This window comes from Synechococcus sp. TAK9802, from assembly GCF_014279535.1.
GTDB lineage: Bacteria > Cyanobacteriota > Cyanobacteriia > PCC-6307 > Cyanobiaceae > Parasynechococcus.
The window spans coordinates 2,150,860-2,174,225 of record NZ_CP047937.1; the positions used below are offsets into that span (position 1 = coordinate 2,150,860).

21 protein-coding genes are annotated in these 23,366 nt (G+C 60.8%); 15 read left to right on the forward strand and 6 right to left on the reverse strand.

Going from position 1 to position 23,366, the window contains the following annotated elements:
• Positions 1–8 precede the first annotated feature (8 nt).
• The 3 genes from ppk1 (at position 9) to SynTAK9802_RS12300 (ending at position 3,993) form a co-directional block, all read left to right on the forward strand.
• Positions 9–2,147, forward strand: a complete 2,139-nt coding sequence (ppk1, locus tag SynTAK9802_RS12290) for a polyphosphate kinase 1 (protein ID WP_186496544.1) — start codon at positions 9–11, stop codon at positions 2,145–2,147.
• A 203-nt stretch (positions 2,148–2,350) separates the two neighbouring features.
• On the forward strand, positions 2,351–3,337 hold the full coding sequence (locus SynTAK9802_RS12295; RefSeq protein WP_186496545.1) for an RpoD/SigA family RNA polymerase sigma factor: 987 nt from the start codon (positions 2,351–2,353) through the stop codon (positions 3,335–3,337).
• A gap of 5 nt (positions 3,338–3,342) precedes the next feature.
• Positions 3,343–3,993, forward strand: coding sequence for a diacylglycerol/polyprenol kinase family protein (locus SynTAK9802_RS12300; RefSeq protein WP_255487775.1), 651 nt, complete (start codon positions 3,343–3,345; stop codon positions 3,991–3,993).
• Positions 3,994–4,009: 16 nt separating this feature from the next.
• On the opposite strand, the gene SynTAK9802_RS12305 is transcribed toward SynTAK9802_RS12300, so the two are convergent.
• Positions 4,010–5,077 (reverse strand): 3-deoxy-7-phosphoheptulonate synthase, encoded by a 1,068-nt coding sequence (locus SynTAK9802_RS12305; protein ID WP_186496546.1) that lies wholly within the window; start codon positions 5,075–5,077, stop codon positions 4,010–4,012.
• 96 nt (positions 5,078–5,173) lie between these two features.
• Between SynTAK9802_RS12305 and acnB the strand changes: the two genes are divergently transcribed.
• The 3 genes from acnB to SynTAK9802_RS12320 are packed head-to-tail and all read left to right on the forward strand — an operon-like array spanning position 5,174 to position 10,851.
• Positions 5,174–7,756 carry a bifunctional aconitate hydratase 2/2-methylisocitrate dehydratase gene (gene acnB, locus SynTAK9802_RS12310; RefSeq protein ID WP_186496547.1) on the forward strand — a complete coding sequence of 861 codons (2,583 nt, stop codon included), beginning with the start codon at positions 5,174–5,176 and terminating at the stop codon, positions 7,754–7,756.
• Between the two features lie 18 nt (positions 7,757–7,774).
• Positions 7,775–9,220, forward strand: coding sequence for a ClC family H(+)/Cl(-) exchange transporter (locus tag SynTAK9802_RS12315; protein ID WP_186496548.1), 1,446 nt, complete (start codon positions 7,775–7,777; stop codon positions 9,218–9,220).
• 56 nt (positions 9,221–9,276) lie between these two features.
• Positions 9,277–10,851 (forward strand): radical SAM protein, encoded by a 1,575-nt coding sequence (locus tag SynTAK9802_RS12320; protein WP_255487776.1) that lies wholly within the window; start codon positions 9,277–9,279, stop codon positions 10,849–10,851.
• On the opposite strand, the gene SynTAK9802_RS12325 is transcribed toward SynTAK9802_RS12320, so the two are convergent.
• Both SynTAK9802_RS12325 and purU read right to left on the reverse strand, forming a co-directional pair.
• A complete protein-coding gene (locus SynTAK9802_RS12325) occupies positions 10,838–12,118 on the reverse strand; it encodes an O-antigen ligase (protein WP_186496549.1) in 1,281 nt (426 codons plus the stop codon). The two genes, SynTAK9802_RS12320 and SynTAK9802_RS12325, sit on opposite strands and share 14 nt — an antisense overlap.
• On the reverse strand, positions 12,115–12,969 hold the full coding sequence (gene purU, locus SynTAK9802_RS12330; RefSeq protein ID WP_186496551.1) for a formyltetrahydrofolate deformylase: 855 nt from the start codon (positions 12,967–12,969) through the stop codon (positions 12,115–12,117). The genes SynTAK9802_RS12325 and purU overlap by 4 nt, the downstream gene beginning before the upstream one ends.
• Positions 12,970–13,043: 74 nt before the next feature.
• On the opposite strand from purU, the gene psbQ reads away from it, so the two are divergent.
• The 3 genes from psbQ (at position 13,044) to SynTAK9802_RS12345 (ending at position 15,776) form a co-directional block, all read left to right on the forward strand.
• Positions 13,044–13,493, forward strand: coding sequence for a photosystem II protein PsbQ (psbQ, locus tag SynTAK9802_RS12335; RefSeq protein WP_186496553.1), 450 nt, complete (start codon positions 13,044–13,046; stop codon positions 13,491–13,493).
• On the forward strand, positions 13,490–14,560 hold the full coding sequence (locus SynTAK9802_RS12340; RefSeq protein WP_186498243.1) for an FAD-dependent oxidoreductase: 1,071 nt from the start codon (positions 13,490–13,492) through the stop codon (positions 14,558–14,560). Before psbQ ends, SynTAK9802_RS12340 begins: the two co-directional genes overlap by 4 nt.
• A gap of 178 nt (positions 14,561–14,738) precedes the next feature.
• A complete protein-coding gene (locus SynTAK9802_RS12345; RefSeq protein WP_186496555.1) occupies positions 14,739–15,776 on the forward strand; it encodes a glycosyltransferase family 1 protein in 1,038 nt (345 codons plus the stop codon).
• Positions 15,777–16,013: 237 nt separating this feature from the next.
• Here the strand turns inward: SynTAK9802_RS12345 and dnaK are convergent, their stop codons facing one another.
• Complete coding sequence (dnaK, locus tag SynTAK9802_RS12350) at positions 16,014–17,927, reverse strand: molecular chaperone DnaK (RefSeq protein ID WP_114988798.1); 1,914 nt, start codon at positions 17,925–17,927, stop codon at positions 16,014–16,016.
• A gap of 116 nt (positions 17,928–18,043) precedes the next feature.
• On the opposite strand from dnaK, the gene SynTAK9802_RS12355 reads away from it, so the two are divergent.
• The 4 genes from SynTAK9802_RS12355 (at position 18,044) to SynTAK9802_RS12370 (ending at position 20,259) form a co-directional block, all read left to right on the forward strand.
• Positions 18,044–18,913: a shikimate dehydrogenase gene (locus tag SynTAK9802_RS12355; protein ID WP_186498244.1), complete on the forward strand. Its 870-nt coding sequence runs from the start codon at positions 18,044–18,046 to the stop codon at positions 18,911–18,913.
• Complete coding sequence (locus SynTAK9802_RS12360) at positions 18,903–19,415, forward strand: Tic20 family protein (RefSeq protein WP_255446152.1); 513 nt, start codon at positions 18,903–18,905, stop codon at positions 19,413–19,415. Before SynTAK9802_RS12355 ends, SynTAK9802_RS12360 begins: the two co-directional genes overlap by 11 nt.
• Before the next feature lie 80 nt (positions 19,416–19,495).
• Positions 19,496–19,870, forward strand: coding sequence for a 30S ribosomal protein S6 (gene rpsF / locus SynTAK9802_RS12365; protein ID WP_114988800.1), 375 nt, complete (start codon positions 19,496–19,498; stop codon positions 19,868–19,870).
• 110 nt (positions 19,871–19,980) lie between these two features.
• Entirely contained in the window at positions 19,981–20,259 is a 279-nt protein-coding gene (locus SynTAK9802_RS12370; RefSeq protein ID WP_255487777.1) for a hypothetical protein, read from the forward strand.
• Here SynTAK9802_RS12370 and SynTAK9802_RS12375 read toward each other — a convergent pair.
• Positions 20,251–21,462 (reverse strand): argininosuccinate synthase, encoded by a 1,212-nt coding sequence (locus SynTAK9802_RS12375; RefSeq protein WP_186496557.1) that lies wholly within the window; start codon positions 21,460–21,462, stop codon positions 20,251–20,253. The two genes, SynTAK9802_RS12370 and SynTAK9802_RS12375, sit on opposite strands and share 9 nt — an antisense overlap.
• Positions 21,462–21,602: a hypothetical protein gene (locus SynTAK9802_RS12380; protein ID WP_170950881.1), complete on the reverse strand. Its 141-nt coding sequence runs from the start codon at positions 21,600–21,602 to the stop codon at positions 21,462–21,464. Before SynTAK9802_RS12380 ends, SynTAK9802_RS12375 begins: the two co-directional genes overlap by 1 nt.
• Before the next feature lie 152 nt (positions 21,603–21,754).
• On the opposite strand from SynTAK9802_RS12380, the gene SynTAK9802_RS12385 reads away from it, so the two are divergent.
• Together SynTAK9802_RS12385 and mraY are read left to right on the forward strand one after the other, a co-directional pair.
• Complete coding sequence (locus SynTAK9802_RS12385; RefSeq protein WP_114988803.1) at positions 21,755–22,024, forward strand: DUF3134 domain-containing protein; 270 nt, start codon at positions 21,755–21,757, stop codon at positions 22,022–22,024.
• A 137-nt stretch (positions 22,025–22,161) separates the two neighbouring features.
• On the forward strand, positions 22,162–23,196 hold the full coding sequence (gene mraY / locus SynTAK9802_RS12390) for a phospho-N-acetylmuramoyl-pentapeptide-transferase (RefSeq protein ID WP_255487778.1): 1,035 nt from the start codon (positions 22,162–22,164) through the stop codon (positions 23,194–23,196).
• The last annotated feature ends 170 nt before the right edge of the window (positions 23,197–23,366 follow it).

Sequence of the window (23,366 nt, forward strand, 5' to 3'; positions counted from 1 at the left end):
TTCAGCCCATGTGCGCAGCAGCCTTAGCCCCGGAGCACTACATCAACCGGGAGCTGAGCTGGATCGCCTTCAACGAAAGGGTGCTGGCCCAGGCCCTGGATCCGCGCACACCTCTGCTCGATCAAGCCAAGTTCAGCGCCATCTTCAGCAACAACCTCGACGAATTCTTCATGGTTCGCGTGGCGTCACTGAAGTCTCAGGTGGAGGCGGGCGTCAGCAAGCCAAGTGAGGATGGCAAATCGCCGTTGGAGCAGCTGCTGGCGATCCGGGAACGGCTGATTCCCCTGCTGCGAGAGCAACAGGTGCATTACCGCCAGCACCTGAGGCCGAAGCTGCTGGAACACAAGGTTGAGCTGCTCGATTACAAACAGCTGAACGACGACCAACGCCAATGGGTTGACGACACCTTCCAGACCTCGGTGTTTCCGGTGCTCACACCGCTGGCTGTGGACCCGGCCCATCCGTTCCCCTTCGTCAGCAACCTGAGCCTCAACGTTGCGGCCGTGGTTGTTGATCCGGAAACAGGACAACGGCAATTTGCCCGGGTCAAAGTTCCCCAGAAAAATCTGCCTCGCTTCATCGCCATCCCCTCGAATCTGAGCGGCCAGGAGCACAAACCCGTTCACACCGCCATCGCCCTCGAGCAGGTGATCGCCTTCAACCTGAAGGAGCTGTTCCCTGGCATGACGATCGAGGGGCACTACTTCTTCCGCGTGACGCGGGATGCGGATCTGGAACTGAGGGATCTGGAAGCCGATGACCTGATGCTGGCCCTGGAACAGGGACTGCGAAAGCGACGCATGGGCGGTGAAGTGGTGCGCCTCGAGGTGCCCAACGAAATGCCTCAGGACGTGGTGGAGATGCTGATGACAGGACTCAGCGTTGAAGAGGAAGACTTCTATGTGATTGATGGTCCTCTGGGCCTGGACGACCTGCTCAGCCTCACTGCCCTACCGCTGCCGAAACTCAAGAGCCAAAGCCACGGAGGTCAGACACCGACGGCGCTAGCCCGCAGTCAGCAACACCTGCTGGACGAGGGAGCAATCAAACCGGATGAGTTCAGATCGATCTTCTCGGTGATTCGCCGTCAGGACATCCTTCTGCACCATCCCTATGACCTCTTCTCGACAACCGTCGAAGAGTTCATCAACCAGGCAGCGGACGATCCCCAGGTGATGGGCATCAAGATGACGCTCTACCGCACCTCCAAAGACTCGCCGATCATCGCTGCACTGATCCGTGCCGCCGAAAACGGCAAGCAGGTGATGGCACTGGTGGAATTGAAAGCACGATTTGACGAAGACAACAACATTCAATGGGCCCGGCACCTGGAGCAATCCGGAGTGCATGTGGTCTACGGGGTGCTGGGGCTGAAAACCCACACCAAGACTGTTCTGGTGGTGCGCAAGGAGAAAGACAAGCTGCAGAGCTATGTGCACATCGGCACGGGCAACTACAACTCCAAAACCTCCAAGCTCTACACCGACCTGGGCCTGCTCACCGCCAACCAGGAACTGGGTCAAGACCTGGTGGAACTGTTCAATTACCTCACCGGTTTTTCCAAGCAGCAAAGTTTTCGTCGCCTGCTCGTGGCCCCCGTCACCCTGCGGAAAGGCATGGAGCTGTTAATTCGCCGCGAAATTGAACATGCTCAGCAGGGCCGAGAAGCCGTGATCCGAGCCAAGATGAATTCCCTGGTGGACCCAACGATCATTGCACTTCTTTATGAAGCCTCCCAAGCCGGAGTGACGATCGAATTGATCATTCGCGGCATGTGCAGCCTCTATCCCGGATGTGAAGGACTGAGTGAAAACATTCGCGTGATCAGCATCATCGGCCCGTTCCTGGAACACTCGAGAATCTTTTCCTTCGCCAACGGCGGCTCACCGGAGGTGTACATCGGCAGTGCCGACTGGATGAGCCGCAACCTCGACCGCCGCATTGAAGCAGTCACACCGATCGAAGACCCCGAGCATCGCCAGAAACTGGAACGCCTGCTGCAGCTTTACTTGAATGACAACCAGGCCGCCTGGGACATGCAGAGCGACGGCACATTTGTGCAGCGCAAACCCGAAAACGACACCTCGGAACGCAATTCCCAGATTCAATTGATCAAGGAATGGAGCAGCGGCATCCAATCCTTGTGATTCTTTTGGTTTTCAAAGGGATTGCGTCTGTGACATCCGATACAACATTCCTTCAAAAACAAAGTTAAAGCCACCACGATCACGACCGAATCAGTTGTTTTGAAAGCCCAAAGATTCAGCTCCTGAAATTCTTTCGATTCGAAACAGTCAGCACTGTTGCTTGGTGCTAAGTTCAGCCCAAATTCATTCAGGAGACCAGGGTGATGGGGATCCCTCTGGAATCTTCCGGCACGACAAAACAGTCGTCCCGGCAGGAACCTGCGTTGCCGTCCACCGGACGTCGACCATCGACTCGACAAGGAGGGCGGCTTGCCACCGACTCCATCGGTTTTTATCTGAGCAGCATCGGACGCATCCCCTTGCTGACAGCAGCTGAAGAGATCGAACTTGCACACCATGTGCAAGCGATGAAGCAACTTCAGGAGCTACCGGAAGAGGAGCTGACCTCCCGGCATCGCCACAAGATCCGCATGGGCAAACGGGCCCGCGACAGGATGATGGCCGCCAACCTCCGCCTCGTGGTGAGCGTGGCGAAGAAATACCAGAACCAGGGCCTGGAGCTGCTCGATCTGGTTCAGGAAGGTGCCATCGGCCTGGAGCGAGCGGTCGACAAGTTCGACCCCGCCATGGGCTACAAATTTTCCACCTATGCCTACTGGTGGATTCGCCAAGGCATGACGCGGGCCATCGACAACAGTGCCCGCACCATTCGCCTGCCGATCCACATCAGCGAAAAGCTCTCCAAGATGCGTCGCATCTCCCGGGAGCTGTCCCACCGCTTCGGTCGTCAACCGAATCGGCTGGAGTTGGCGAGTGCCATGGGCATCGAGCCCCGGGAACTGGAGGATCTGATCTCCCAGAGCGCACCCTGTGCATCCCTGGATGCCCATGCTCGTGGCGAGGAAGATCGCAGCACCCTGGGTGAACTGATCCCGGATCCCAACGGTGAAGAACCGATGGAGGGGATGGATCGCAGCATCCAGAAGGAACATCTGGGGGGCTGGCTCTCGCAGTTGAACGAGCGCGAGCAGAAGATTCTGAAGTTGCGGTTCGGCCTTGGTGGTGAAGAACCTCTGACCCTTGCCGAGATCGGTCGTCAGATCAATGTGTCGCGTGAGCGCGTCCGACAGCTGGAGGCCAAAGCGATTCTCAAGCTGCGCGCCATGACCAACCACCAACAAGCCGCCTAAGCCACTTGCTTTCCATCACCGGACCCATCGCCATCCTGACCTGGATGGCGATGGTGATAGCAGGCGCGGTGTTGTGCCGCCGGCTTCGGCCGAACCAACGGGAACTAAGCCGAAAAATTGTGCACATCGGAACCGGAGCCGTGGTTCCTTTGGCCTGGTCCTTTGGAATTCCCTCCGTTGTTGCCCTGCCTGTTGCGGCGGTGATCACCGTTTTGACGACGATTAACCACCAATGGCGCTTCATCCCCGCCGTTGAGGATGTTGATCGCAACAGCTACGGCACCATCGCCTACGGCATCGCAATCACAACGCTGCTTCTGCTGTTCTGGCCAACCCGAGCCGATGCGGTGTCCGCCGGGGTTCTCGTGATGGCCTTAGGGGATGGCCTTGCAGGGTTGGTCGGCCGCAACGTCGCGTCCCCGAAGTGGGTTCTGTTTGGTCAGACCAAATCAAGCGTCGGCACGATGACCATGGCCGTTGTCTCAGGTCTGGTGCTGATCGGCCTGGCGCGATGGTCGGGGGCGGACCTGTCCCTGCCAGCAGCCCTTGGCATGGTGGCCATGGCAACCGGTTTGGAGCAGCTCAGCTGGCGCGGTCTCGACAACCTCAGCGTTCCCCTCAGTGTGGGGGTGCTGTGGAGTCAACTGGTGGTTTGAACCAAGGCGTTGATGCTCAGGCGGTAACCGTCTGTTTGCGACTGGCCACAGCCGCGGCCAGATCCTCCAACAGGGTTTCGGTGGTCTCGAGGCTGATGCAGGCATCCGTGACGCTCTGGCCATAGGTGAGCTGCGTCAGGTCGGCGTTGAGCTTCTGGTTGCCTTCCACCAGATGGCTCTCGATCATCACGCCCATCACGTGGTTGGAGCCCCCCCGCAACTGCTCGGCAACGCTGACCAGCACCTCCGCCTGTCGGCGGAAGTCTTTGTTGCTGTTGGCATGGCTGCAATCCACCATCAGACGATCCTGCAGACCGGCCTTGCTCAACTCGGCTGCAGACTCCTGCACAGCCTCCAAGTGGTAATTGCTGCCCTGGCTGCCGCCGCGCAGCACGAGGTGACCGTAGGGATTGCCCGTGGTGCTGACGATCGAGGCATGACCATCGCGATTGATGCCGAGGAAGTGATGCGGCTTGGCTGCCGCCTGCATGGCATTGATCGCGATGGTGGCGCTGCCGTTGGTGCTGTTCTTGTAGCCGATCGGCATCGACAGCCCTGAGGCCATTTCACGGTGGGTCTGACTTTCCGTCGTCCTGGCGCCGATCGCGGTCCAGCTGATCAAATCAGCGATGTACTGCGGAACAACGGGATCGAGCAGTTCCGTTGCAGCAGGCATCCCCTCCCGGGCGAGATCCAACAGCAGTCCCCGGGCCCGCCGCAGACCGGTGTTGATGTCATAGGAGTTATCGAGGTGGGGGTCGTTGATCAGTCCCTTCCAACCAACCGTGGTGCGCGGCTTCTCGAAATACACCCGCATCACCACCTCGAGCTGATCCTTCAAGCGCTCGCGGATCGGAGCCAGGCGCTGGGCATACTCCCGGGCAGCCTTGACGTCATGAACAGAGCAGGGGCCCACCACCACCAGCAGACGCTGATCACGGCCACTGAGGATCGCTTGAATACGACGGCGGGCTGACGCCACGGTTTCAAGCGCCGCCGCGTCCATGGGCAGCTCCTGATGCAACACAGCAGGGGCCACCAAGGGACGTGTCTCCACCACATGCAAATCGGAGGTGGTGGCCATGACTGGACGCGAGACTCCGACCAAGGCTACGCACCCCGCTCACTGGCAACAGACACGGTCCGGAAGAATGGTGGTCATCCCTGAACAGAGATCTCCATGCTGAGCGCTTACCGCGAGCTGGCCGCCGCCCGGGAAGCCCAGGGCGTTCCCGCTCTTCCGCTCAACGCCGAGCTGACCCAGGGACTGACCGAATTGCTGCAGAACCCTCCCGCCGGCGAGGAGAAGTTCCTGCTGCACCTGCTCAGCGAGCGGATCCCACCTGGTGTGGATGAAGCGGCTTACGTGAAGGCCACCTGGCTCAGTGCCGTGGCTCAGGGAGACTCCAAAAGCCCCCTGGTGTCATCACTGGAAGCCACCCGGCTGCTGGGAACGATGGTGGGGGGATACAACGTCGCCGCCCTGATCGAGCTGCTGAAGCACTCCGACGCTGCACTGGCTGGCTGTGCTGCTGAGGGACTCAGCCGAACGCTGCTCGTCTACGACGCCTTCAACGAAGTGATGGATCTGGCGGCGGACAACCGCTTCGCCAAGCAAGTTGTGGACAGCTGGGCCGCAGCCGAGTGGTTCACCGCCAAGCCCGAACTGGCCGAGAGCATCACCGTGACGGTCTTCAAGGTTGAAGGCGAAACCAACACGGACGATCTGTCGCCGGCCACCCACGCCACCACCCGGCCGGACATCCCCGTCCATGCCCTGGCGATGCTCGAGACCCGCGATCCGGAAGGCCTGAAGACCATCGCGAGCCTGAAAGAAAAAGGTCATCCCGTGGCCTATGTCGGTGATGTGGTGGGAACCGGCAGCTCCCGCAAGAGCGCCATCAATTCGGTGCTCTGGCACACCGGCAATGACATCCCCCATGTGCCCAACAAGCGGGCAGGCGGCGTGATCCTTGGCGGCAAGATCGCCCCGATCTTCTTCAACACCGCTGAAGACTCCGGTGCCCTGCCGATCGAATGCGATGTCACCGACCTGAACACCGGTGATGTGATCACCATTCGCCCCCACGCCGGCACGATCGAACGGGACGGCAAGGTGGTGAGTCGGTTCGAGCTGAAGCCCACCACGATCAGCGACGAGGTGCGGGCCGGCGGCCGCATCCCCCTGATGATCGGTCGTGCCCTCACCGACAAGGTGCGGGCCAAGCTTGGCCTCACCCCTTCGGATCTGTTCATCCGCCCCTCAGCCCCGGCAGACACCGGCAAGGGTTTCACCCTGGCCCAGAAGATGGTGGGCAAGGCCTGCGGTCTTGCAGGCGTCCGACCCGGCACCAGCTGCGAACCGCTGATGACCACCGTCGGCTCCCAGGACACCACCGGCCCGATGACGCGGGACGAAATGAAGGAACTGGCCTGCCTGGGCTTCTCCTCCGACCTGGTGATGCAGAGCTTCTGCCACACCGCCGCCTATCCGAAGCCGGTGGATCTGCAGACCCAGAACGAACTGCCCGACTTCTTCGCCCAGCGCGGTGGCGTGGCCCTTCGGCCCGGTGACGGCATCATCCACAGCTGGCTGAACCGGATGCTTCTGCCCGACACCGTCGGCACCGGCGGCGACAGCCACACCCGCTTCCCCCTCGGCATTTCCTTCCCAGGCGGCTCTGGGGTGGTGGCCTTTGCAGCAGCCATCGGCGCCATGCCACTGGACATGCCTGAATCGGTGCTGGTGCGCTTCAGCGGATCCCTGCAACCGGGTGTCACGCTCCGGGACGTGGTGAATGCCATCCCCTGGGTGGCCATTCAGCGGGGACTGCTGACCGTTGAAAAGGCCAACAAGAAGAACCTGTTCAACGGCCGGATCATGGAGATCGAAGGTCTGCCCGACCTGAAGCTGGAACAGGCCTTCGAACTCACCGATGCCAGCGCCGAACGCTCCTGCGCCGGCTGCACGATCAAGCTCTCCGAAGACACGGTGAGCGAATACCTGCGCAGCAACGTGGCACTGCTCAAAAACATGATCGCCCGCGGCTACAGCGACGCCCGCACCCTGGCCCGCCGGATCAAGGAGATGGAGGCCTGGCTGGCGAATCCCCAGCTGATGAGTGCTGATGGAGACGCGGAGTACGCGGAAGTGCTGGAAATCAACCTCGACGAGCTCACCGAACCGGTGGTGGCCTGCCCCAACGATCCCGACAACGTGAAGCTGCTCAGCGAGGTGGCTGGTGACCCTGTGCAGGAGGTGTTCATCGGCTCCTGCATGACCAACATCGGCCACTACCGCGCCGCGGCCAAGGTGCTGGAAGGCGCCGGCCAGAACACCGCGCGCCTGTGGGTCTGTCCCCCAACGCGGATGGACGAAGAGACCCTGAAAGAGGAGGGCTACTACGCCACCTTCGAGGCCGCCGGGTCCCGCATGGAGATGCCGGGTTGCTCCCTCTGCATGGGCAACCAGGCCCGCGTGGAGGACAACACCACCGTGTTCTCCACCAGCACCCGCAACTTCAACAACCGCCTGGGCAAAGGTGCTCAGGTGTACTTGGGCAGTGCCGAACTGGCCGCCGTCTGCGCCCAGCTGGGACGCATCCCCACCCCGGAGGAATACCGCAGCATTGCGGCCGAGAAGATCGATCCCCTCTCCGACGAGCTCTACCGCTACCTGAACTTCGATCAGATCAGCGGCTTTGAAGACCAGGGGCGCGTGGTCAGTGCTGACGACGAAGCAACCGTTCTGGCTCAGGCCTGATTCCGGATCACCTCATCTGTGCCATCCCTGAGCGAACCCAAGCAACGACGCCACCTCCTGGGCTCCAGCCGGAGCATCAGGAGGTTGTTGGAACGCCGCTGGCTGGTGGTGGTTTTGGCTCTGGCGCTCACGGGCCTTGGGGCTGCTATCACCGGCCTGCTGTTCACCAGCGGCATCAACCTGCTGCGGGATTGGCGGCTCGACCTGCTCGATGAATTTCCAGCCTGGGTGGTCCTCCCCACCCTCGGCGCCATCGGCGGCATGGTCTCGGCCTGGTTGATCACCAACCTGTCTCCGGCCGCTGGCGGAGCCGGGATCACCCACATCATGGGCTTCCTGCGCCACCGGTCAGTTCCGATGGGGCTTCGGGTGGGCCTGGTGAAACTGGTGGCCGGCATCATTGCCATCGGCTCGGGTTTCCCCCTGGGCCCGGAAGGCCCCGCCGTTCAGATGGGCGGCTCCGTGGCCTGGCAGATGTCCCGCTGGCTGCGGGCACCGGTGGCCTTTCGCCGGGTGATTGTGGCCGCCGGTGGTGGTGCCGGTATTGCCGCCGTGTTCAATGCTCCCATCGGTGGATTCATCTACGCGATCGAGGAGCTGCTCCACTCCGCCAGGCCCGTGGTGCTGCTGCTGGTGATCATCACCACCTTCTCGGCCGACACCCTGGCGGATGTGCTCGGCTTTCTCGGCCTCAAACCCGGGGGCGGCGGGCTCAACAGCACCATCGGGTTTCAACTGGAACGGGAGTACACCCCCCTAGTGCGCTTCCTACCAGTGGATCTGCTGTATCTGGTGGCTCTCGGTGTGGTGATCGGTGTGCTGGCGGAGCTTTACACCCGCTACGTGCTCACCATGCAGCGGCAGGGCAACCGTTGGTTCGGAGACCGACTGATCCTGCGCATGACGGTGAGCGGGCTCGTGCTGGGCTGCGTTTATGCAGCCCTGCCGGATGCCTTCCATAACCCCAGCGAACTGAAGCACCTGATTGGAGCCGGCAAGGCCGATATCAGCCTGGCCCTCGCCAGCTTTGTGGTGCTCTTCTTCAGCACCGGACTGGCGGCGGGATCAGGAGCGCCAGGGGGACTGTTCATGCCGATGCTGACGCTGGGAGGGGCCATTGGCTTAGCCGGTGGATTTGGCGTTGAGGCCCTCACCGGCCATGTGCCCACCACCTATGTGTTCGCGGGCATGGGCGCCTTCGTTGCAGGCTGTTCCCGCACGCCGATCTCGGCGATGTTCCTGGCCTTTGCCCTCACCAAGGATCTGCTGATCCTCAAACCGATCCTGGTGGCCTGTCTCACCAGCTTCGTGATCGCCCGACTGTTCCATCCCCACTCGATCTACGAGCGTCAGATGGGCATGGAACTCAACGCTGAAGATCGGATGGCCATGAAGCTCAACCGCTACAGACGTCCGTTCACACCGCCAACCCCGCCATCAGGCCCAACAGGAGGCCCCAGCTGAACCAGGAAACGCTGCTGTTCGATCCGGCCAGGCCGGAACCCGGAGCCCTGCGCACGGTGCTGGCCTTTCCCAGCACCTACACCGTGGGCATCACCAGCCTCGGTTATCAGATCGTCTGGTCCACCCTGGCGATGCGGACCGACGTCGACGTGCGCCGGCTGTTCACTGATCAAGGAGATCCACCCCACCGGCACTGCGACCTGTTTGGGCTTTCTCTCAGCTGGGAACTCGACGGACCAGTCCTGCTCGATCTGCTGGAACAGCAGCGCATCCCGATCTGGAGCCACGCGCGCACCGACGAGCATCCAATCGTGTTTGGTGGCGGACCTGTGCTCACCGCCAATCCCGAGCCCCTTGCACCATTTTTTGATGTCGTGCTGCTGGGCGATGGCGAGGATCTGCTGCCCGCCTTTATCGATGCCCTGCAGAGCGTGAAGGGCCAACCCCGAGCTGAACAACTGCAGCATCTAGCCCGGGTGCCGGGGATATACGTGCCGGAGCTCCATGCACCCCGCTATACAGCGGACGGCACCCTTTTGGGGGTGGCACCGGTGGATGCAACTCTTCCAGAACGGGTGGCCAAACAGACCTGGCGGGGCAACAGCCTCAGCCACTCCACGGTGATCACCCCAGAAGCGGCATGGCCCGACATTCACATGGTGGAAGTGGTGCGCAGCTGCCCGGAGCTCTGCCGCTTCTGTCTGGCCAGTTATCTGACCCTGCCGTTCCGAACACCATCTTTGGATGACGGGTTGATCCCGGCGGTGGAAAAAGGCCTTAAAGCCACCAAACGCCTCGGCCTGCTGGGAGCGTCCGTAACCCAGCACCCCCAATTCGGCGATCTGCTCCAGTGGCTGGCCCAAGACCGCTTCGATGACCTACGCGTCAGCGTCAGTTCCGTACGGGCCGCTACGGTCACTCCCCAGCTGGCGGCAGTGTTGGCAGGTCGAGGCAGCAAATCCCTCACCATCGCAATCGAGAGCGGCAGCGAGCGCATACGCCGCGTAGTGAACAAAAAGCTCAGCTGCGAAGAAATCGAAGCTGCGGCCCGCAATGCCAAGCAAGGAGGTCTCAAGGCCTTAAAGCTCTATGGAATGGTGGGACTCCCCTGCGAAGACAACGACGATGTGGAGAGCACCGCGGCGTTGCTACTGAGCCTCAAGAAAGCCACCCCTGGACTGCGTTTCACCCTGGGGGTAAGCACTTTCGTTCCCAAGGCCCATACTCCCTTCCAATGGCAGGGGGTACGCCCCGAAGCGGAAAAACGCCTGAAACTGCTGGCCAAACGCCTCAAACCCAAAGGCATTGATCTACGTCCGGAAAGCTATGGCTGGAGCGTGATTCAGGCCCTGCTGTCTCGAAGCGACCGGCGCCTGGCCCCTGTGATTGCAGCGGTGCGCGGCTCCCAGGAAAGCCTGGGGGGTTGGAAGAAGGCCTACCGAGCGGCTCTGGCCGGTGAACTCCCTGAAGCCCGCAGTGCAGGCGTTGTCTTGCCGCTACCCCCCAGTTGGCAAAGCGTGGTGCACGACGACTGGGCCTCTGACACGGTCCTGCCCTGGGGCCATCTCGATGGCCCCTTGAGTCAAGAGAAGCTGCAAGAGCACCGCCAACAGGCGCTCAGCCTTGGCTGACCGCTGCCGTCTCGGTCTGCCGAATCCGACTGCGCAGTCCGGCCAACAGAATCCAACCGGCAATGTTCAGGCGGCTGTCAAAGAACGGCATATCAGTGCCGTGAAGCACCACCAGCACCAGCACCGCAGCCCACCAGGCGCGATCAAACAACCCCATGCGGCTGCAGCGCAACGAGACGATCAACAACACCAGCACCAGACCTACCAGAGCAAGCGCAACCGGCACCCCACTGCTGACCGCCAGCTCCAATGGCAGGTTGTGGGAATGGCCATGCCATGTGCCCGTGCGCAAGGGGTACAGCACGGAAAAAGCCGCGGCTCCCCAGCCCAGCCATGGGCGTTCAGCGATGAACTGCAGAGCCAAACCCCACTGACTGAGACGGGTGGAGGCCAAGACACGCTCCCCCGCATAGCGGCTGTCGCTGAGCCGTGACCACACCGACTCAGGCACCAAAGCCCGGGCAGGGTCCTGGAGAAGCTCCGGGACACCGGGCCACACCGCCAGCAGAACAGGGATCAATCCAAGGGCCAGCAGGGGCAACAACCAAGGCCAAGTCACCGGCCCAAGCACCAGGGGCACCGCCAGCACCAACGAGCCCCAGCCGTTGCGGGAATCCGTGAGCACGAGAGCCGTCACCAAAGCGACAGCCAGGATCAGCACCACACTCCGACGACGGCGATCGAGTCCGGGTTGCACCAGGGCCGCCAGCATCAACGGCCACACCAGCGCCAACCAGGCCGCGGCGATGTTGGCGTAATCAAACAAACCCGACAGCCGGCCCACTGGCTCACCTCCAGGAGCCATGAACCAGATCACCAGGCCCCCCAGAGACTGCCAGGGACCCTGCCAACCCAACCACAACTGACCCAAGCCAGTCACCACAACAGGCACCGTCCCCGCCACCAACCAGAGCGCCGCACGGCGACGCGCCCCCGCCTCCGCCACATAGGGCTGGAACCCCCAGAACCCCCAGAAGAAAGGCAGCCAATTGGCCAGACCGGCCCAAGCCAGATCAGCACGCAAGGCGCTAAAACACCCGAGCAGCATGAGCCCGCCAGCCACCATGAGCGGCCAGTTCCAGCGATCACGCCAGTAGGCGGATTCACGACGGAGGCTGCCCAGGACCAAGGCCGGCAGCAACAGCAGGCTGGCCAGCAACACTGAAGAAGGAAGCAGCAGCAGTCCGAGCTGAAACAGGCACCAACCCCAGAGGGAAGCAGCGGCCGGGGAGTCGCCCCTCAGCCATGCGTACAAACGGACCGTCATGCAAACACCGCCGTACGCCCGCGATAGACCATCACCTGACGGCGCAGATGAAGGCGAAGGGCCCGCGCCAAGGCAAGACGTTCCGTGTCTCGGCCTTTGCGGATCAGATCCTCAACCTCGTCCCGGTGGCTGACGGGAACGGTGGTTTGCTCAATGATCGGGCCGTCATCCAGATCTTCGGTGACGTAATGGGCTGTAGCACCGATGAGCTTGACCCCACGGTCCCAGGCCCGGTGATACGGCTGAGCGCCCTTGAACGCAGGCAGAAACGAGTGGTGAATGTTGATCACCTCGGGAAAACGCTCGAGGAAATCACTACTCAGCACCTGCATGTATTTGGCCAGCACCGCAAGTTCAATCTTGTTCTCTTCAAGCAGCTGCAGAATCCGCTGCTCCGCTTCCGCCTTGGTGTCCCGACTGACCGGGACACAAACAAAAGGAACCTCAAACGACGCACATAGGGGTTCCAAATCCGGATGGTTGGCAATGACCAAGGGAACCTGCATCGGCAGCTCCCCGCTTTGAACCCGCCAGAGCAAGTCCTGCAGGCAGTGGCTCTGCTTGCTGGCAAAAATCGCCACACGGGGATGGTCGTCTGAGAAGTGGAGCTGCGCTTCACCACCAAGCCGCTGTCCCAGGGCCTGAGCTGCTTCAGGAAGCACATCCCTGGGTATACCGAATCCCTGGAGCTGCCACTCAATCCGGCTGAGAAACAACTCTGCTCCCGAGTCCGTGTGGTGATCGGCATGACGAATGCTGCCTCCATTGGCTGCCACCCAACCCGCCAGTTCGCTGACCAGACCCGGACGATCAGGGCAGATCATCTGGAGGATGACCGTGGCGTCACTCACAACAACGCTTTGAAAAACAAAATTCTCCCGCGCAGGAGGGGCTGGTTAAAGTCACATGAATATTTTCGATCACCATGCTGAAGGCTCTGAGCCGCCTTGCCGCGTTCTGCCTCTGCGTCGCTTTGAGCCTGGGTCTGACAGCTCCGGCTTCTGTAAACGCTGCCGGCATCAGTCCTGACGATCTGGGCGTGATCCGCCGCCAGGCCGCAGCCTTTGAAGACGCAAAGTCCCGTCTGCCTGATCTGGCACGGCTGGTGAGTGAAAAGGATTGGGTGTTTACCCGCAACCTCCTTCATGGCCCCATGCAGGAAGTGAGCCGAGAAATGCTTTACATCAATCAGCGCCTCGACAAGAGCGAGCGCAAGGAAGCCACCAAGGTGGCCCGCTCCTTGAAAGAAGCTCTGGCTGATCTCGATGAAGCGGCGCGCCTGCAGGACTTCAGCCGCCTGCAGAAGTCCTACAGCGCCGTGGCTGCAGGATTTGATGCCTACAGCGATCTCATCCCCGCTGAGGCCTTCAACTGACCCGCTCCGTTGGAGTAATTGGTGCTGGGGCCATAGGCCTCGGCACTGCCTGGCATCTCGCCCAGCAAGGGCACGATGTTTCCGTTTCCGACCCTCGACTGAACCAGTCTGTTGATCGCGAGAGATCAGCAAACGAATTGAGTGGAACATCGGCATCCCTCGGGGTGCTGATGGGCCACGTGTTTCGGCGCAGCAGCGGGCGGGGCTGGAGGCTGCGCCTCCGAAGCATGGAGCTCTGGCCGCAATGGATCGAAACGCTGCAAGCTCACCAACCTGATCTGGAACTCCATCCGGGCCTGCTGCAAATCGCCAAGGACGAACGAACGGCTGAGCGAATGGAGTCGATAGCCGCCCAACGCGTTGACCTAGGCCTGCAAATGGTCGCCAACACCGACCTGGTAGCGGTCTGGCCAACGGCCAAGCACGGTGGCCTGCACTCGCGCCACGATGGTCGAGTAGATCCAATACTGCTGCAACTGGCCCTGCGTCAGGCGTTGGCAAAGCAAAGCGTGGAGCTAAACGCTGCGCAAGTGATCCGACTGGAGCGCGATCACAAGCACTGGCGTTTGCATCGAGCCAACGGAGACAGCTCCATTCATGACGTTGTGGTGCTCTGCACAGCCCTGAGCTCGGACGTCTTGCTGGAACCCCTGGGCCATGCCCGCCCGATGACGCCGGTGTTGGGGCAAGCACTATTACTCCAGCTGACCACGGGTCCAACATCGTGGCGCAACTGGCCCGCAGTGCTGGTGGATCAGGGCTTCAACCTGATTCCCACCGCACCCGGGCGGTTGCTGCTCGGGGCAACCGTGGAAGCAGGCGATCGCGCTTCGGACGAGCCTCTGGCCCTAATGCGCAACCTGAACAAACGGGCACCTGACTGGCTGCGCTTGGCCACCGTGATTGAGCAATGGAATGGACTACGAGCCCGGCCCGTGAACCGCCCGGCCCCCCTTCTGGAACAACTAGAACCTGGATTAATCGTTGCTACTGGGCACTACCGCAACGGCGTTCTCCTGACGCCTGGCACCGCGGAGTGGGTAGCGACTGCGATTGAACAATCATAAAAAAGCCATGAGCCAACATCACGTTGACGAATCAACTGATTATTTGTACCAGAAATTTCAAAAAGCAAAGGACAGCAAAACTTTTGCTATTTTCGTACCAATAGTTTTAGCTAACCAATCTAAAACCGAAGGATAATTCTCACAGTGGGGCACGGCCCACTGTGAACGCGCAACTCTCATGCAGGCACCCCTCGCTCTCTTTAACGGCAGCTATGTAGGACAGCGGCCCACAGGAATTGGTGTTGTGGCCAGAGATTTGGCCGCTGCCCTAGGCCCTGATCAGGTGCCAGCCCTGTGGCCCCAAGGCATGGCGCCGGATCAAGGCAGCGCGGGCCATGCCCGGCGGTTGTGGTGGACCCAAACGCAACTGCCGGCGTTGTGGCGCGCCAGTGGTGCGCCGCTGTTGTTGTCGCCGTTACCGGAAGCCCCGTTATTGGCAGGGGTTCCTTCAGTGGTGTTGGCCCATGACCTGTTGCCACTGCGCTACCCCCAGCTGACGCCGCTGCTGGCTTATCACCTGGCCTATGTGCCGTTGGTGCTGCGCCGCGCCCGCCACGTCTTATGTAATTCCGAGGCCACGGCCCGTGAGGTTCATGGCCGAATTGGCGTGCCAACACGCCGCTTGTCCGTGTTGAAGCTGGGCTTTAACCCAGGACAGCTGCGCCCCTTGGGCTTGGCGCGCGAACCAGAATTGCTGGTGCTGGGACGCCATGACCCCCACAAAAACCTGCGCCGTTTGTTGCAGGCGGTGGCAGCGCTGCGCGATCGCGAGCACCGCATCCATTTTGTGGGCCCCCACGATCGCCGCTACACCCCCAAGCTTCAGGCGCTAGCCCAGGAGTTGGGTGTTGCCTCCCGTTGCCGTTGGACCGCCTGGGTGAGCAACGAAGAACGCTTGGAGTTTCTCAATCGGGCACGCGCTTTGGTGATTCCCAGCCTGTGGGAAGGATTTGGTTTGCCGGCGCTTGAGGCCATGGCCTGCGGCACACCAGTTTTGGCGTCCACGGCCGGGGCGTCACCAGAAGTGGTAGGGGAAACGGCTGTTCCCCTGAATCCCCTGAAGCCAGAGCAAATGGCAGCAGCAATCGACAACTTTTTGCGATCGAATGGGTTGCAACAGCAGCTCGCCCAGAAGGGCCCCCAACGGGCGGCTGAATTCAGCTGGACACTAACCAGTGCTGAGCTGAAGCAGCGTTTGCGGGCGTTGAGCCCTTAAGGCGTTAACAAACGTTGGGATGGGTTGCATCCCCCAAACTCGGCAAGTTTGCATAAAGCCCATTCAAATAAGAAATTTAAAAAGAGGTCCAGTGATATATATCTAGAGTCAACTCTTAACTATAAATTAGCACAGATAATTAATAAAAAAGCTCCCGCTGAATAGATTCAACGAGAGCTATAAATAAGCTTTTAATTTTTCTCTGAATCTTTATAAAAAATTCAGAGAAAACTAGAGTCACTTGGTCTCGGTGAACTCCGCGTCGATGACGTCGTCACTCGCATCGCCACCACCGGCGTTGGCTCCGGCACCGGCGTCAGCACCAGGCGCACCAGCACCAGCTGCAGCCCCTTCCTGCTGATAGACGGATGCGCCCACGGTGTAGAGCTCCTGCTGCAGTTCCTCCAGCAGGGTCTTCATCGCGTCGTAGTCGTCCTTCTCGGTGGCTTCCTTGAGCTTGAGGCGCTTCTCCTCCAGCTTCGCCTTAGCATCAGCATCAACCTTGTCGCCCAGTTCTCCCATCTGCTTTTCAGCCTGATAGACGAGGGTTTCGGCCTGGTTCTTGAGGTCGATCTTTTCGCGCTTCTCCTTGTCAGCGCTGGCGTTGGCCTCGGCGTCCTTGACCATCTTGTCGACCTCGGAATCCGAGAGGGTCGACGCACCGGTGATCGAGATGGACTGCTCCTTGCCGCTGCCCTTGTCCTTGGCGGTGACGCTGAGGATGCCGTTGGCGTCGATGTCGAAGGTCACTTCGATCTGAGGCACGCCCCGGGGAGCCGGGGGGATGCCATCGAGACGGAAGGTTCCAAGCGACTTGTTGTCGGATGCCATCTCGCGCTCACCCTGGAGCACGTGGATTTCCACGTTGGTCTGACCATCCACAGCCGTGGAGTAGGTCTCGGTCTTCTTGGTGGGAACCGTGGTGTTGCGGGTGATCATCTTGGTCATCACACCGCCGAGAGTCTCCACACCCAGGGAAAGGGGCGTGACGTCTAGCAGAAGGATGTCCTTCACCTCCCCGGCCAGCACACCGCCCTGAATGGCAGCACCAACAGCCACCACCTCATCAGGGTTCACCGTCTGGTTGGGGTCTTTGCCGGTGATGCGCTTCACCAGTTCGAGCACGGCCGGAATGCGGGTGGAACCACCCACCATCACGATTTCATCCAGCTCGCCGGAGGACAGCTTGGCGTCCTTGAGCGCCTGCTCCACAGGCATGGCGCAGCGGTCGATCAGCTTGGAGGCCAGTTCCTCGAACTTGGCGCGGGTGAGGGTGAGATCCAGGTGCTTGGGACCCTCAGGCGTGGCCGTGATGAACGGCAGGTTGATCTCGCTCTGGGTGGCGTTGGACAGCTCAACCTTGGCTTTTTCAGCGGCTTCGGTGAGGCGTTGCAGGGCTTGCTTGTCCTGACGCAGATCGATGCCTTCGTTGGATTTGAAGGTCTCGGCCAGGTGATCAACGATCACCTTGTCGAAATCGTCGCCACCGAGGTGCGTGTCACCAGCGGTGGACAACACCTCAAACACGCCGTCGCCAACTTCCAGAACGGACACGTCGAAGGTGCCGCCACCCAGGTCGAAGACCAGGATGCGTTCGTTGCTCTTCTTGTCGAGGCCGTAGGCCAGAGCCGCAGCGGTGGGCTCGTTGATGATGCGAAGCACCTCAAGGCCAGCGATCTTGCCGGCGTCCTTGGTGGCCTGGCGCTGGGAGTCGTTGAAGTAGGCGGGAACGGTGATCACCGCTTGGCTGACGGTTTCACCGAGATACTTACCGGCGTCCTCGGCCAGCTTGCGCAGCACCTGGGCGGAAACCTCTTCAGGCGCGAATTGCTTGTCGAGAACCGGGCACTTCACCTTGACGTTGGAGCCGGCCTTTTCAACGCCGTAGCTCACCTCTTTCGATTCCTCGTTCACCTCATCAACCCGACGGCCGATGAAACGCTTGACGGAATAGAAGGTGTTATCCGGGTTCATCACCGCCTGACGTTTGGCGATCTGACCCACCAACTGATCCTGGTTCTTGGTGTAAGCAACCACGGAGGGCGTGGTGCGGAAGCCCTCGGCGTTCGCGATCACGGTGGGCTTTCCGCCCTCCATCACGGAAACACAGCTGTTCGTGGTGCCAAGGTCAATGCCGACAACCTTGCCCATCGGTGCCCACCTCCAGAAATGGTGATTTGAATGGGCTCATCCTCCACAGCAGACCCGGTGACAGGCGAGGTGTGGTTCCCGAACAGGCAGGCTGGTGGAGCAATCCGGCCCTGGAAATGATCAACGGCGACACCAGCCTTGTGGGCCTGCTTGGCAATCCAGTGCGCCACTCGCTTTCGCCGGTGATGCAGAACGCCGCCATCGGAAGCATGGGGCTCAACTGGCGCTACCTGGCCATGCCCTGCACAAGCGAAAACCTTGATGAAGTGCTGAAGGGTCTCAGGGCCGTTGACTGCCAGGGCCTCAACGTCACCATCCCCCACAAACAAGCCATCGCCGAGCTCTGCGAGGAGCTGAGCCCGCTGGCAAAACGGCTCGGTGCCGTCAACACCCTGATTCCAGGAGCGGGCGGTGGCTGGTTCGGCACCAACACCGATGTGGAAGGCTTTCTGGCGCCCCTCGGTGCCAACGACGCCTGGGCAGGACGCCATGCCGTGGTGATCGGCTGCGGCGGATCAGCTCGAGCCGTGGTCGCCGGTCTGCAGACCCTGAACCTCAGCAGCATCACCGTTGTGGGACGGCGCAGCGAGGCACTGCAAGCCTTCATCACTGATCTGCAGCAGAGCCACGCCCCCCTGACAGCCTGTCTCAACAACGCCGTTCAGCTCAACGAGAGCCTGGCTCAAGCGGCTCTCGTGGTGAACACCACCCCGGTGGGCATGGCCCAGCACGGTGACCCCGAGGCGATGCCACTGGGGGCCGAGCTCTGGACAAACCTGAACGGAGAATCGGTGCTGTACGACCTGATCTACACACCAAGGCCCACCAGCTGGATCGCCGCTGGGCAACAACGAGGCCACCGCTGCATTGATGGTCTCGAGATGCTGGTGCAGCAGGGCGCTGCCTCGCTGCGGCTCTGGAGTGGACGCGACGACGTTCCTGTCGCGGCGATGCGCAGCGCCGCCGCCACTGCTCTTGCGACCTAAGGTCCCAACAATCCCTAGCTCCACCGTGCAGATTCCCCTCTGGCAGCGGCTTCTTGCACCGCTGGTGTACCTGCTCCCCTGGAGTGACGCCATTCCCTTTGGCCTCGGGGCTGACGGTGTGTTCAACCAGATCCCGTTGCTGAGGCTGCTGATCGTTCCTGCAGTGCCGCTAATCCAATTGGATCGGGGGGTTCCCTTCGGTGGCCTGCTGCTGTTCTTCGTGCTGTTTCTTGCGGTGGTGCGGAATCCGGCCGTTCCCTACTTCCTGCGCTTCAACACCCTGCAGGCCCTGCTCACCGACATCGTCATCGTTGTGCTGAGCTTCGCGTTTGGGATCCTTCTCCAACCGATTGCCGGAGGCAGCCTGCTGCTGAGCACCCTGTCCAGCACGGTTGTGGTGGCGGTGCTGGCGATCCTTCTGTTCGCCCTGGTGGAGTGCTGGCGCGGTCGCGAACCGGATCTGCCCGGCATCAGCCAGGCCGTACGCATGCAGCTCTACTGAAGCTTCGGGGGCACGCCAGGGGATATGGTGTTGGATCCGTCGCCCACTTCGGTGAGCCTGATGCCCCTTCGGTGCTGCCCATGACGCACGATCCGTATTACGAAACCATGTACATCCTTCGTCCGGACATTCCGGAGGAGGAAGTTGAAAGCCATCTCACCAAGTACCGCGACATGCTCGTGGAAGCTGGTGCCGATGTGCTGGACAACCAAATGCGTGGCAAGCGCCGTCTGGCCTATCCGATTGCAAAGCACAAGGAAGGCATTTACGTGCAACTGAGCCACAACGGAGATGGCCAGCACGTTGCTGTTCTCGAGAAGGCAATGCGCCTGAGTGAGGACGTGATCCGCTACCTGACCGTGAAGCAGGAAGGTCCTCTTCCCGCACCCCGGGTGATGCCGGGCAGCGAAGCAGCTCAACAGCAACAAGCCGAAGCCGCTGCATCAGCTGACTGATCAGCATTGTTGGATTCGTGGGTGGGCGATACCGTCCACCCATGGATTCGAAACACGACCAACCTCAGCCACCCGAACCTGTTTGTAACGAGCGTCATGGCGACGCTGAATTGATTCGGTTGCTGAAACAACGAATTTCCGAGCTCGAGGGCGAGATCGACTCCTACAACGAGCTTCTGGCCGAACTGCCGGACGTCTTTGAACGACGTTTCCAACAGCGGCTTGAGCCGTTGATGGAGCGTTATCAACTACTGGCTGAACAGGTTGATCAAGACCAGATCGAACGGCCTCAGCCAGCCCTGCCTGGAAGCTCAGACCCGGACAACGTTGTGCGTTTTCCGGGTCTGAGGCTTCTCAACTTCCTGCAGAAGCGGCAGCGCTCAGCTTGAACGGCGCTGGGATGCTGACCAGAGGCGGGTCGGCAGACCCCAGACGTAAATGAAGCCCTCTGCAGCGCGGTGATCGAACTGATCCTCACTGCCGTAGGACGCCATTTCGGGGACGTACAGGCTGCTGTCGGCTGAACCGCGGCCGGTGACCGTGGCCGTTCCTTTGTGCAGCCGGAGACGAACGACACCATTGACGGTGGTCTGGGTGCGGTCCATGAAGCCGTCCAGAGCATCCTTGAGAGGGCCATACCAAAGGCCCTGGTAGACGAGATCGGCCCACTGCATTTCCAACTGCCGCTTGCTGCGCAGCACATCAGCGGCCAGGGTCAGGCTTTCCAGTTCCTGGTGGGCCTGAATCAACAGCAAAAGGCCGGGCGTTTCGTAAATCTCCCGGGATTTGATCCCCACCACACGGTTCTCGATCATGTCGAGACGACCGATGCCATGGGTGCCCGCCAAGCGGTTGGCTTCACGAATCAAGGCCACCGGGTCCAGCTGCTGACCGTTGATCGCCACAGGATTGCCTGCTTCAAAGGCAATCTCGATCTCTTCAGAGGCATCCGGAGCCGCCTCCACCGATCGCGTCATCGCAAACACCTCCTCCGGCGGAGCCACCATCGGGTCTTCGAGAGGTCCGGCCTCAATGCTGCGGCCCAGCAGATTGAGATCGATCGAGTAAGGCGACTTCTTGCTCACCGGTGCGGGCAGACCAAAGCGTTCGCCATAGGCGATGGTCTCCTCACGGCTCATGCCCCACTCACGAGCTGGGGTGAGCACCTTGAGGTCCGGTGCCAACGCAGCGATGGCCACATCGAAACGTACCTGATCATTGCCCTTTCCTGTGCATCCATGGGCGACAGCATCGGCACCCACCTCCCGGGCCACCTCCACCAGGCGCTTCGCGATCAAAGGCCTCGCCAGGGCTGTGGAGAGGGGGTAACGGCCTTCGTAGAGGGCGTTGGCACGAATCGCCGGAAAAGCGAAATCCTTGATGAAGGGCTCGATCAGATCTCCCACCAGCGACTGACTAGCACCGGCATCCAGCGCTTTCTGACGAATCGGCTCCAGCTCATCGCCCTGGCCGAGATCAGCGGCAAAGGTGATCACATCCTCAACACCCCATTCCTGCTTGAGGTATGGGATGCAGACACTGGTATCAACCCCCCCGGAATAGGCGAGTACCACCTTCTTGGCGCGGCCCATCAATGGGTCTCCTGATCACAATCGTCTGATTCTCTCGTCTCGCCGGCCGCCACCTGTGGAGAAGCCGCAAGCAACCATGCAGCCAACGCCGCAGCGGGGACAAACACCAGCAGCAGCGCCAGGGTCCAGGAGGTCTGCAACGGTTCAGGCCGCTGCAAACCCCACCAATGCAGACCAGAGCTGATGATCAGGGCCAGACCCCACAGAAGAATGAGCAGCGCAGATTTGTTCAGTGGAGCGTCAAAAACAGCACATGGTCTATCTTGGTTGATTGGCCCGCGTCCCTCCCTGCATGAGCGCTCTGGTTGATTCAAACGCCCTGGACAGCGTCAACCCGTCCCTCACCCGCTACGGGCGCCGCGACCCTGCACCCGTGCTGCCCCTGCGTGAGGAGCCTGACCTTCTGTCTTGGCTGGAAACCAGCGGCCGTCTCGTTGCCGACGAAGAATCCGGTTCACCTGAGGTGAGCACCGTCGAAGAGGAAGAACTCTCCGCGCTCATGGGTGAGAAAGAGGATTACAACAAGGATGACGAGCAAAACGAGGAGCAGTGGGAGGACTGACGTCCCCCAAGCACTGACTGGTCGCCACTGAGTGACTCACCTAGGGTCCCAGCGATCAGTCCAGTGCAACTTTGCAATCCACGGATTCGAACCACCGTCCTTGGTGGGAGAACGGCTCATTAAGTGCCAGCTTGCTGATGCTGGTGGTCTTGATGACCAGCTTTGCAGCCGACAAGTGGATCACCAATGCGCAACTGAGCCTGCCGCTCTTGATTTCAGCGGTCTGCGCAACAGCGACTGCAGCCTTGGGCATTCCCCTTCTGCGGCGCTTGAAGATGGGGCAATTCATCCGTGAGGAAGGCCCCAAAGCCCATCAGAGCAAGGCGGGAACGCCAACGATGGGGGGCCTTCTGGTGGTTCCCGTCGGGGTCATTCTCGGGAGCCTGATCACACGGGACGCCGTGGCGTCACAACAACTGCTCAGCCTGGCAGCCCTGACCCTGGCGTTCATGCTGATCGGCGGCATCGATGACTGGAGCAGCCTCACCAAACACACCAATGCTGGCCTGACGGCGCGAGGAAAATTGCTGCTGCAAGCCATGGCAGCCGCAACCTTTCTGGCCATCGCTGCCTGGCAGGGCTGGATCAGCAGCAGCATTGCCCTGCCCTTTGGCCTTGAACTGCCCCTAGGTCTTCTGATCTGGCCGCTGGGGCTGTTTGTCGTTCTGGCGGAGAGCAACGCCACCAACCTCACCGATGGCCTGGATGGCTTGGCCAGCGGCTGCGGAGCACTGGTGTTTACCGGTCTGGCACTTCAACTGATGCTCAGGGGAGACAACGGAGATCCCGCCTTGGCTGGCTTCTGCATGACCATGGCCGGGGCATGGCTTGGGTTTCTGGTACATAACCGAAACCCAGCTCGGGCCTTCATGGGCGACACAGGGTCCCTGGCGATGGGAGCCGCCCTCAGCGGTGTGGCTCTGTTGTCCAACAGCCTCTGGCCCCTGCTGGTGATGGGAGGCGTCTTCGTCGCCGAATCCCTCTCCGTGATCATCCAGGTTTGGGTGTTCAAGGCCACGAAAGGACCTGATGGTCAGGGGCGACGCGTGTTCCGCATGGCGCCGCTGCATCACCACTTTGAGCTGGGCGGCACCAATGAACGAAGCGTGGTGCCCGCGTTCTGGCTGGTCACAGCAGGGCTTGTCCTCCTCGGACTGATGCTGCGTCCCTGAGCGTCGATCATTTGATCCAATCCTGAGGACCATCATTTTGAAGTGAGCTGAAGGATGCAGTTGCTTGAGATCGACAACGAAATTGAACTTGGTTGCGTAGCGCAGAAAGTCAATACCTTCTTAAAAATGGCTCTCATACAGAAAAGAATGACCGACATTTTCAAGCTTTT